At 72.1% G+C, this 12,051-nt stretch carries 1 protein-coding gene (running past one end of the window); it reads left to right on the plus strand.

The features are described from left to right. Positions 1-12,051 carry the 5' end (the start) of an Ig-like domain-containing protein gene (locus FL311_RS02860; protein ID WP_194869024.1) on the plus strand. It continues 20,028 nt past the right edge of the window, so only the first 12,051 of its 32,079 coding nucleotides appear in the window; the start codon lies at positions 1-3; its stop codon lies beyond the right edge, outside the window.

Raw genomic sequence — 12,051 nt, forward strand, 5'->3', positions numbered from 1 at the left:
GTGAACAGTCAGGGTTGGAGCGGTGTTCGCGCGGTGCTCACGGTGCTGTGTCTGGGGTTCGCTCTGGTGGCCCGGGCGGAGCCCCCCGTGGTGACGGCGGCCTATCCCCTCGCGCCTCTGCGCCCCGGCGCCCAGAGTGTCGAGATCGGCTTCGACATCGAGCAGCAGGTCTCCCAGGTCCTCGTCACCCTCGAGGGCACCTCGGACGCCCACGGCTCCTTCGTCGCCACCTCCAACCTCCGGGTCGAGCGTGACTTCGCGGGCGCCGTGCCCTTCCACGTGCTCGTGCCCCTCAAGGTCGCCTTCCCCGACGACGGCGCCCTGAAGGTCACGGCCACGCCCATCGGGTCCGACTCCGTTCCGGGCACCCCCTTCGTCACCACCTTCAACGCCAAGGGCAGCCCGCCCGGCTTCGCCGCCACGCCCGTCACCGTCCGCTCCGACGCCACCGCGGGCGGTATCGTCCTCCAGGTCGCCTACACCGGCCAGGTCGCCTTGGCCGAGCTCTCCATGATGGGCGCCTCCGCGCTCGCCCTGCGCACCGTGCACGGTGACCTCGGCGAGGCCGAGGCCCAGGCCTTCGTCACCGCGCGCCGGCGGGTCGGCCGCCCCCACGTCGCCACCCCCGGCCGCATCAGCTTCTTCATCCCCACCACCGACGGAAGGCTGCCCCCCGACGGCGTCGTCATCGCCGACGTCTCCCTCCAGGACCCCTTCGGCCGCACCGTCCACACCTCCGCCGTCGAGTTCACCAGCTCCACGTCCTTCGACCCGCTCGTCGACATCACCGCCCAGCCCAGCTCGCTCCTACTGGAGCAGGTGGGCCAGCGCGAGGACCTCAAGGTCTTCGGCAACTTCGCCGTCGCCGGACAGGCGGACCTCTCCGGCGGCCGCCGCGGCGTCCTCTACGAGTCCAGCAATCCCGCCGTCGTCGCCGTCACCCAGTCCGGTGAGGTCATCGCGCTCGCGCAGGGCGAGGCCACCGTCAAGGTGACGTATGCCGAGCGCACCCGCGAGGTCCCCGTCATCGTCACGGACCCCTCCCGCATCGCGGGCGTGAGCATCCTCCCGGACACCGTCACGCTCGCGCGCGTGAAGGACAGCCTCCAGCTCCAGTTGCAGGGCCGCCTGGACCACCCCGTCACCGGCCGCGTCATCGACCTGACCCCGAGCACCCTGCGCACCACCTGGAGCTCCTCGCACCCGGCCATCGTCGCCGTCAGCTCCGAGGGCAAGGTCACCTCGCTCGCCCCCGGCAGCGCCACCATCACCGCCACCCACCTCACCTCGGAGAACGAGCCGTGGACGGACACCCGCCGCGTCGAGGCGAAGGACGGCGTCCCCTCGGTGCGCCTGTCCGGCCCCACCTCCATCGCCGCCGGCGCCAGCGTGGAGCTGCGCGCCGTGGCCTCCGACGACGTGGCCGTCAAGCACGTCAGCTTCCTCGTCAACGGCGTGCCCACCGTCATCGACGACACCGCGCCGTACACCCTGCGCATCCAGGCCCCGCCGAGCGTGGGGGCGACCTTCAAGCTGTCCGCCATCGCCGTGGACTCCGGTGACCAGGAGTCCACGCCCGCCGTGCTCCAGGTCAAGGTGACGCAGCCCCCGGGCCCGAGCACCCGACAGGTCGTCTACGAACAGCCCGTCTCCGGCGCGAACCTCATCGAGGGAATCCCGCACATCCTCCGCGTGACGAGCGGCGCCTGGACGTCCGGCACGCTGTCCCCGCTGGACTTCCAGGTGGTGCGCTTCACCGTGGACGGGGCCCCCGTGGGCGCGTCGTCCACGGCCCGCATCGAGCTGCGCCCCATCCCCGACAAGGTGCCGCAGGAGATCGTCGCCGTCCCGCTGTGGGAGGTGAGCTACGTGCCGCCGCCGGGCAGCGCGGGCACGGGCGCCTCCATCAAGGCCATCGCCGTGGACCGCCATGGCGCCACCGCGGAGGGCTCCGCCGTCCTCGTGCGCATCGTCGGCAACGCGCCTCCGCTCATCACCCGCCGCGCCCCGCTGGGCAGCACGGTGGAGGTGACGGAGAAGGTGCCGCTCGCCGTCGAGGGCACCGTGGGGGACGACGCGCTGTCCTTCGGCGTCAAGGTGGCACTGCTGGTCAACGGCAACGCCGTGGCCACCACGCGGCTGGACGAAGGAGGGCAGGGCGGCACCGCGCAGGGCTCGCAGAACTTCCGGCTCCTGTGGACGCCGCCCGCGGGCTCCGCGGGCAGTCGGCCTCGGGTGGAGATTCAGGCCATCGACCATGGCGGGATCGAGCGCCGCGTCGGCTTCGAGGCGGTCGTCGTGCAGGACGGCCCTCCCAACGTGGCCATCCAGACGCCCACCTTCACGGACTCGTACGTGGGGGGCACGCAGGTGCTGCTCACCGCCGCCGCCTCGGATGACAGCGGCGAGGCGCCGCAGGTGACGTGGAAGGTGAACGGCGTGCCCGTGGGCCAGTCCTCCGTGCCGCCCTACCGGGTGACGTGGCGCACGTCCGTGGTGACGACGGCCACCACCTATCACCTCACCGCGACGGCCCGCGACGCCCAGGGCCACGAGCGCGAGAGCAACGCCGTCGACGTGGTGATCCGCCCGGACCTCAACAAGCCCAAGGTCAACATCCTCACGCCGCAGCACCTGGTGAAGGTGCCCAACTCGCAGGGGCTGCTCGTCACCATCGCCGGCTTCGACGACGTGGGCGCCAAACGCGTGGAGCTCTTCCTGGGCGAGGAGCTCAACACGCCCGTCTTCACCGACACCTCACCCGGCGACAACGCGGGCGTGCCCGGCTCGTTCATCAGCTACACCGTCATCCCCACCGAGCACTTCTTCGACGGCGCGGTCCCCAAGACGAGCCTCAAGCTCACCGCGCGCGCCTACGACACCTCGGACAATCACGACGAGGTGAGCCACACCGTCACCCTCCAGGGGGACCTTCCGCCCACCGTGGAGTTCCTCAGTCCGAGCCCCGGCTTCGTCGGCACCGCGAACACGCTCGTCCCCATCGTCCTCCACGCCGAGGACGACGTCGCCGTTTCCAGGGTGGAGCTCTTCGAGTACCGCGGCGCCACGCGCCACTCCGCCGGTGTCGCCACGCTGCCGCCGTACCGCTTCGACCTGCGTCTGCCCTCGACGGCGGGGAGCGTGCGGTTGGAGGCCGAGGTCACCGACAGCAACAACGAGAAGAACACGAAGACGGTGAGCCTCACGCTCGACGTGAAGGTGGACGAAGAGCCGCCCATGGTGGCCTTCCGGAGCCCCGCCGAGGGCACGCGCGTGTTCGCGGGCCCCAACCGGAGCGTGGACGTCGTCGTGGTCGCCACGGACAACGTCCACGTCAAGAACGCCCGGCTCTTCCTCCAGGACCCCCTCCAGCCCAAGAACCCGGACGCGCCCGAGTCGCCCGTGGGCTCCGTCAACACCGGGACGGAGGAGGGGCTGTACCAGGTGTTCAAGTGGAAGCTGGACGTGCCGGCCGCGTACGCGGGCCATCCGCTGCGGCTGCGCGCGGAGGTGGTGGATGACGGGGACCGCTCCGCGGAGCGCCGGCTGGTGCTCCAGGCGGTGGAGAACACCGCGCCCGTGGTCAACCTGATGCTGCCCGCGCGGAACTCAGTCGTGAAGGAGGGCCAGGACGTCACCATCACCTTCACCGTGTCCGACGACGAGGGCGTGGCGAGCGTCGCGGGGCGCTCCGGCGGCGTGACGCTGGAGCCGTTCATCGGTCCGGTCAACACGGCCATCCAGCAGAAGCTGGTGGTGCGCGCGCCCATCGTCACGTCGACGACGCCCGCGTCCGAGCGCTCGGTGGGTGTCGTCGCCAAGGACGTGAGCCCCGTGCCCCAGCTCGGCCACGAGGACGTGCTGCTCGACGTCATCGACGACGTGGAGCACCCCACCGCGCTGCTCCTGTCGCCGATTCCCGGCACGGCCACGCAGCCCCTGCAGGTCGCCAACCGCAGCAGCCTGGGGCTGCGCGTGGATGTCTCCGACGACGTGCGCGTCTCGCGCGTCGCCGTGGTGCTGGACGGTGTCGAGATCCGGCCCGAGCCGCAGAAGGACTACCTGCGCGCAAGCCACGAGGACTTCGAGGAGGTCCGCGCCCCCAACCCGCAGGGCCCCGGCGACATCCTCGTCAGCCGGCGCTACGTGGGCACCTACTCGGGGACGATTCCCGTCCAGCGCACTGGCACGGACCCGTCCAACACCGCGCCCGAGAAGCACGTCGTCTGGGCTCGCGCGTATGACCCGGCCGGCAACCCCACCGACACGTCCAAGGTCGAGTTCGAGATCATCACCCCCGAGGACAAGCTGCCGCCGGTGGTGCGCATCTCGCTGCGAGGCGTGCCCGACGCGAAGACGTGCGTGTCCGGTTCGGAGGTCACCCTCCAGGCGCAGGCGTCCGACGACAGCGCGGTGCAGTCGCTCGCCATGAGCTTCGATGATGGCCTGGAGGAGCCCGAGGGCATCGAGGGGCTCGAGCAGCGACCGGAGACGCTGCCCGCGGCCTCGGTGAGCTTGAGCGGTCCGTTCGTGATGCCCACGCTGACGAGCGGTGCGTCGCGCACCGTGAGCTTCGAGGCCACGGCGACGGACACGCTGGGGCGCACCACGGTGTCCGGCTACTCGTGCCTGCTGGTGCCCGACGCGGCGCCCGTCGTCCGCTGGGTGTCGCCCACGAGCGGGGACCTCATCGAGGAGCAGCGCTACACGGGCTCGATGGAGCTCCAGGATGACGTGGGGCTGCGCGCTGCGTGGCTCGTCGCCTCCACCTCCGAGGTGAAGTCCGCGACGGCCACGGGCCTGGCGCTCGATGCCCCGTTGCTCACGGGCACGCCGCAGGTGCCCTTCTCGCTGTCGAACCACGCGGTGTCGAGCGCGACGCTCACCTTCGGCGCCCAGCCGGGGAGCGGCACGTCGGCGGGCACCCCGTTCACCTTCGTGGTGACGGGGGAGGACGGCGCGGTGCGCGTCACGCCGCACGCGGCCCACAACTCGGACAACGGCGTCGGGCAGCTCCGCCTGAAGGTCGCCGCGGACTCGCACGGTGCCCAGGCGCACGTCTCCTACCACCTGCGACCGAAGCCGCAGCTGTCGACCGAGGCGCAGGCGGAGCTGGCGGCCTTCAAGGCCCTATTCCCCTCCGGTGATTTGACGCAGACGCGCGTGCTCACGCTCGACGCGGGCAACCTGTACGAGGTGGACCTCGGCTTCCCGAAGAACGCGGTGGAGGTGGAGCAGGTCCTCGTGTCGCTGCACGCCGTCGGTGGGGACTCGCGCCCGGTGCTCGTCTCCGAGCTGGCGCTGCGCTACCAGTCCGGCCAGCCGCACCAGGTCCGCGTGGCTGCCGCGGGCCAGCGCCTGACGGTGGACCCGCTGTCCGCGACGCTCACGGCGGGGCAACTGAGCGTGCGTCAAGCGGGCTTCCGCATCCCGGCGGCGTGGACGGCTACGGACGCGCGCCTCACCACCGTCGCGGTGGACACGGCGGGCGTGGTGGCGAAGGACGCTCGCGTCCTGAGGGTGGTGCCCGACACGGTGGACCCGACGGTGGCCTTCGTCGGCTTGGGGGAGGGCGCCTCGGCGGTGACGGGCCAGCCCTTCAAGGTGCGCCTGCGCGCCGCGGACAACGCGAGCCTGGCCAAGGTCCAACTGCTGGTGAACGGTGAGCCCCAGGGCGACACCCTCCTGGTGGGGACCTCGCAGGACGTGGAGCTCACCCTGCAGCGCACGACGCTGGGGCCCGTCAAGCTCGACGCGCTCGTCACGGACCGCGCGGGCAACGACGCCGTGTCCCATCCGGTGTTCGTGCAGATCGTCCCCGACGCCGCGCCGACGCTCCAGTTGGATCGCCTGGTGGCCACGGGGGAGACCATCCACCGCGCGGAGCTGGAGAACGGCTTCGTCAGCCTCCTGCAGGGCAAGGAGGCGACACTGCACTTCACCGTCAAGGACGACGTGGGCGTGGCCTCCGTCACCACGACCTACGGAGACGGCCTGCCCGATACGCGGCCCTTCACGCCGGCGGCGACGGGCAGCAAGTCGCTGAACGTGAAGTTCACGCCGCCCATGGGCGCGGATGGGCAGCCCACGGTGTTGACCCTCACCGTCAAGGACACGGCGAATCAGGAGAAGAGCGCGCGGCTGGTCATCGAGAGCCGCAGGCCGCGCGCGCCGCAGCTCGCCTTCCTGGAGCCCGCGGCGGATGCCTACCTGGTCGAAGGCAGCATCCAGCTGCGCCTGGGCGCGCTGGCCGCGGACGACACGAAGGTGACGGGCGTGGAGTTCTTCGTCAACGGCAAGCCCGCGCTCCAGCTCGCCGAGCGCGACGGCACCGTGGTGCCCACGCTCTTCGACCCGGAGGGCAACCCCGTCGCCGCCGACGTCACCGTGCGAGACACGCTCGCGGCCCTGCGCGTGGCGCCCGAGGACATCTCCCGCTTCCGCATCTTCCGCGGGCTGCTGTCTCTGCCCCCGGGCTTCGTGCGCCTGGACCCCACGCGCACGGAGAGCCACGTGCTCCTGCGCGTCGAGGCTCGCGACCTGGAGGGCAACCGCTCCTCCGTCGAGCGGCGCATCCGCATCGCCGAGGACACGGCCCTGCCGGTGGCGAACGTGCTGCGCCCCAGCCTGGGCCGCGACGTCATCGAGAACACGCCCGTGCTCATCCAGGTGCAGGCGCACGACAACGCCTTCGTGGACCGGGTGGAGATCTACGCCGGCCCGAGCGCGGAGGGTCTGAAGCTCATCCACGTCGCCGGAGGCTTCCCGTCGGAGAACGGGCTGCCCGGCTCGCCGTTCGACGTGTACTCGCCGGTGGTGACCTTCCAGTACTCCGTGCCGAGGCTCTCGGAGCTGGGCGGCCTGGACCTGGTCCCGTACTTCATCGCCACGCGCGCCCGTGACGTCTCCGGCAACCAGGGCGAGCTGGAGTACCAGCAGATCGACATCGTGAGGGACCGCGAGCCCGCGCTGGCCATCCTCTCCCCGTCGGATGGGACCACCGTGGTCGCGGACAACCCGCTGCCGGTCATCCTGTCGGCGGAGGACGACGTGGGCGTCACGTCCGTGTCGCTCTACCTGGATGACCAGACGGCGCCTGTCGCCACGCTGAACCAGCCGCCGTTCCGCTTCCTGGTGCCGGTGCCCGCGTCGACGGGGGGCACCCTGCGCCTGCGCGGCCACGCGGTGGACAGCTTCGGGCATGAGGTGAGCTCGCAGACGGTGGTGCTCTCCGTGGTGGGCGACCAGCCTCCCACGGTGGCCATCGCGCAGCCGGCGCATGGCGCCATCGTCACCGAGGGCCGCGACTTCGCCGTGCTGGTGGCCGCGCAGGACGACGTCGAGGTCCAGCGCGTGGAGGTCACCGTCGAGGGTGGGGTCGAGGGGCCGCTGCGCTTCGCCAGCGCCACCCGTCCGTACTCCTTCCGCGTCCCGCTGCCGCATGGCTCGGCGGGGCGTCACCTGACGATTCGCGCCAACGCGCGGGACTCGTCGGGCAGGACGGTCCAGGCGCGTGAAGTGACAGTGCAGGCGAAGGCGGACACGCAGGACCCGGTGGTGAAGCTGGTGTCCCCGGCGAACGGCTCGGCGATGGTGTCCGGCCTGCGGATGGATGTGGAGGCGCGCGCCGAGGACAACGTGGGCGTGGCGAGCGTGACGTTCTTCGTGAAGGTGGGCGACGGGGCGGAGACGCAGCTGGCCCAGGTCCCCGCGCCGCCGTATCGCTTCTCCTACCTGGTGCCCAAGAACCTGGTGACGGAGGCCGGCGTGAGCGTGCCGCTGCGCTTCACCGCCCGGGCCGTGGACCTGAGCAACCGGGCCTCGTCGGACATCGTCACCGTGAGCGCCATCAACGACAGGCCGCCGACGGTGTCGCTGCGAAACCCGCCGTTCAAGGTGGTGGCGAAGCTGCCGAGCACCTTCGCGACCGAGACAGGCGACGACGTCGCGGTGTCCTACGTGACGTTCCTGGTGGGGCCCGCCAGGGACCAGCTGGCCGAGGTGGGGCGCCGCTTCCAGCTCCCGTTCGAGCACATCCACGTGGCGGACCCGGCGGACGTGGGCAAGCGGCTGTGGATCGCCGCTCGCGCGGTGGACACCGCCGGACAGGCGACGCAGTCGGAGCCCATCGCGTTCAGCGTGGTGGCGGACCAGCTCCCCTCGGTGGAGCTGACGCGGCCGGAGCCCGATGGCACCGTCTTCGCGGGCGCGCGGCTGCGGCTGGAGGCCAACGCCTTCGACGTGGACAGCGGCATCGAGGCGGTGTCGTTCTTCGTGGACGGCCGCAAGGTGGCCACGGCGCTGACGCCCGCGGGCATCCCCGGCCGCCCCAACGCCTACGTGGGCAGCTTCGTGGCGCCCATCGGCAGCGGCAGCCGTGAGTTCTTCATCAAGGCCGTGGCGGTGGACAAGGCGGGGCAGGAGGTGGAGACGCCCGAGCGCAAGGTGGGCACCATCCCCGACACCACCGTGCCCGAGGTGGAGCTGGTGGACCCGCCGCACCTGGACGTCGTCACCGAAGGCGACCCGCTGCTCCTGTCCGCCTTCGCCGAGGACAACGCCGGCATCCACGAGGTCGCCTTCCACGCCGCCTACACCAACGTCGCCGGCCAGCCGGTGTCCGAGCAGGTCGGCGCCTCCGTGGTGCCGGTGACGAGCAGCGCGAACCGGCCCCAGTACCGCTACTCGTGGCTGGTGCCCACGCCGATGGCCGGCAAGGCCATCACGCTCCATGCGCTCGCGAGCGACCTGTCGGGCAACCCGAAGGCGACGCCCGTGGTCCAGGTGGAGGCCGGCATGCGGCCCTCCCGCGCGCCCTACAAGCCCTTCGGTGGCTCGGGTGAGAGCACGCGGCTGTCCGCCCTGGCGGTGGACGGCGAGGGGCTGGGCATCGTCGGCGCCACGGGCCTGCCCAAGGGCGCGCCCTTCTCGCGTGGCGTGGAGTTCTTCCGCGTGACGGACGCCCCCCTGGCGGCCCTGGTGGGACATGCCCTGCAGGGCGCGCCGGTGGCGTCGGCGTTCCACGACGGCCTGGCGCTGGTCAGCGTCCGCCACGACTCGGCGGCGCGCAACGGTGAGCTGGTGCTGTTCAAGACGAACGACGCGGCCAACATCCTCCAGCAGGGAAGCATCGAGCTGTCCGGCCCCGAGGTGGGCGGCGTGGCGGCGGCGGGGCAGCTCGCCTTCGTGGCCAACGGCGCCGCGGGCGTGGTGGTGGTGGACCTGTCGGACCGCGACTACCCCCAGCGCGTGACGACGCTGCCCACGCCGGCGCCTGCGCGCGACGTGGCGGTGCTTGGCGACAAGCTGCTGGTGGCCGCGGGGACGAGCGGCCTGCGGGTGTTCGACCTGCTGGACCCGAAGCTCGGTGAGCTGGGGTACGCGGCGGTGCCGGGTGGCGCGGAGACGGTGACGGTGGTGGGCGAGCGCGTCCACGTGGGCTGCCAGGGGGCCTCGGCCTCTCTGGCGGTGGTGGACGTGCGCGCCGCGCCGCGCGTGCTGTCGCTGCTTTCCCACGCGCCGGGACGCGCGGACCTGCTGGCCACCGGCCAGCGCTCCGTGTCCGGCCTGGGCAACGTGTCGGTGTCGACGGTGCAGCTCATCGACCCGACGAACCGGCCGGTGAAGGGCCTGCTCACGGCCTCCATCGTGGACGCGGAGGGCGTCACGACGACGTCCGTGCGCGCCAACGTCCCCGCGGCGGGCGACGTGGAGATGACGTCCGGCGGGCCGATGACGCTCTTCGGTCACCAGGGCGTGGCGGAGTTCACCCTGCCGCGCTTCCTGGTGACGGACGTCACCCCGGCGGACGGCGCGGAGCAGGTGTCGTTCGAGGCGCCGGTGTTGTCGGTCGGCTTCTCGCAGCCGGTGGACGCGGCCACGGTGAGCGCGTCGCGCGTCATCCTGCGCGAGGGCCTGCTGAACGGCCGCGTGGTGACCGCCGACGTGCGCGTGAGCGCGACGGATGCCTTCCGCGTCGAGCTGGTGCTGCCCGCGGGCGTGAAGCTGGCGCGCGGCAAGGAGCACTCCATCGCGGTGGAGGCGGGCCTGGGCAGCACCTTCGGCCAGACGCTGGAGCGGCGCTACCTCTCGCGCTTCCGCACGCGCACGACGGAGGGCGAGCTGCCCAGCGTGGACCGCGTGGTGCCTCGCGCGGGCCCGGTGGATGGCGGCACGCGCGTGACGATTCACGGCGAGCGGTTCGCGCAGGGCGCGCGCGTGTACTTCTCCAACGCGGAGGCGACGGAGGTCTCCGTCGATGAGACCGGCACGCGCCTCACCGCGCGCACGCCGCAGCAGGTGGAGGGCCCCGCGCGCGTCACCGTGGTCAACCCCGGCGGGCTGCAGGGCAGCCTCCTGGGCGGCTTCATCTTCATGGACATCCTCCAGGTGAGCCACGCCTCGCCGGCCTCGGGGCCGCTGGCGGGCGGGCAGATGGTGGAGCTGTCCGGCGCGGGCTTCCAGCACGGCGCGGAGGTCTACTTCCGGGGCCACGGCTCGCAGACGGCGCGGGGGCGCCCGGCGCGCTCCGTCACGGTGCTGTCGCCGGGCCGGCTGCTCGTGGAGACGCCCGAGGGCGGCTACGGTCCGGCGGACGTCTTCGTCGCCAACCCGGACGGGCAGCTCGCGGTGGCCGAGAGCGCGTACCTCTACACGAACCTGTCGACGACGAAGCGCATCGGCCGGTACCAGCCCTCCATCGATGGCACGGACGGCCGCCCGTCGGACCGGATGCCGCAGGGCCGCCCCGGGCCGCTCGTCATCTCCGGGGGCCGCGCCTACGTGCTCTCCGAGGCGTCCATCCAGCAGGGCGTCGACGTCATCGACGTGCTCAAGCGCAGCACGCAAGGCGCGCTGTCGGTCATCGACGTCTCCGTGCCGGAGAACGCCGGGATGATGGGCGGCGTCTCGTTCCCGCCGCCCTACGAGCCGAAGGCGCTCACCGTGCGCGGAACCATCGCGTACGTGGCGGCCGACGCGGCCGAGCTGACCCATGTGGACATGGTGGGGGAGGGTGGCCCGTCGCTGCTCGTGGTGGATGTGAGCAAGCCGACCGAGCCCAAGCTGGTGCAGGCGCTGCCCTACGAGGGCGAGGCGCTGGATGTCGCGGTGGTGGATGACCTGGCGCTCGTGGCCGCGGGAGACAGCGGCCTGGCGGTGTTCTCGCTGGTGGAGCCGCTGCGCCCCATGTTGCTGGGCGCCGTGAAGTCGTTCGTCATGAACGGCACCGTCAAGACGCCCTCCATCGAGCAGGTGCGCATCCTCGGCCGCCACGCGGTGCTGCGGGCCCGGCTGGGGAACGCCGCGGCCACCCTGACGGTGGACCTGGCGCGCCCGGGCTTCCCCGTGGTGGGAGAGACGCCGGACGTGGGGGACCTCGCGATCCACTCGGGCCGGGGCCTCGCCTCGCTCGAGACGGCGGCCACGGTGTCGCTGTCTCCGCCCACGCTGCCGCGCAAGGTGGCGTCCATTCCGTCCCTGGTGGGCACGCGCTTCTTCCAGTCCGCGCTGGGCCCGCACCTGGGCGTGAACGCCGGCGCGGGCGTGCTCCAGCTGTCGGCCGCCTCCGAAATCGACGCTCCGCTCGCCGTGGATGCGGTGGACCTGTGGCCGGCGACGTCGCTCGCCGACGTGGGCATCGACCGGGGCGTGGTCGTGGCCAGCATCAACGGCGTCTTCTCGCCGAGGAACCTGCCCACGCCGAATGATGGGTTCGCCGTCGTCGCGGTGCCGTTCCCCATGGTGACCGCGATGCGTCCGGCCGCTTCCGAGCTGGGCGTGTCCACGCTGGAGACGCTCGTCGCCGAGCTCAACGTCCCCATCCGGAACGTGTCGTCGGTGAACGCGCGCCTGTACGCGCTGGATGGCTCCGCGCTGGGTGAGGAGATCACCACGGAGCTCCGGACGCCGGTGGAGGAGGGCGTCCAGAAGCTCGTCATCGACCCCGTGAGCGCGCTCGCGGGACGCACGCGCTACCGCCTGGTCATCGCCGGTCTCCAGGCCCAGGGGCCGGACGGCTCGCTCATGCCCGGGCGCTTCGTCACCGAGTTC

The organism is Myxococcus sp. AB025B (assembly GCF_006518215.1).
GTDB classification, from domain to species: Bacteria; Myxococcota; Myxococcia; order Myxococcales; family Myxococcaceae; genus Myxococcus; species Myxococcus fulvus.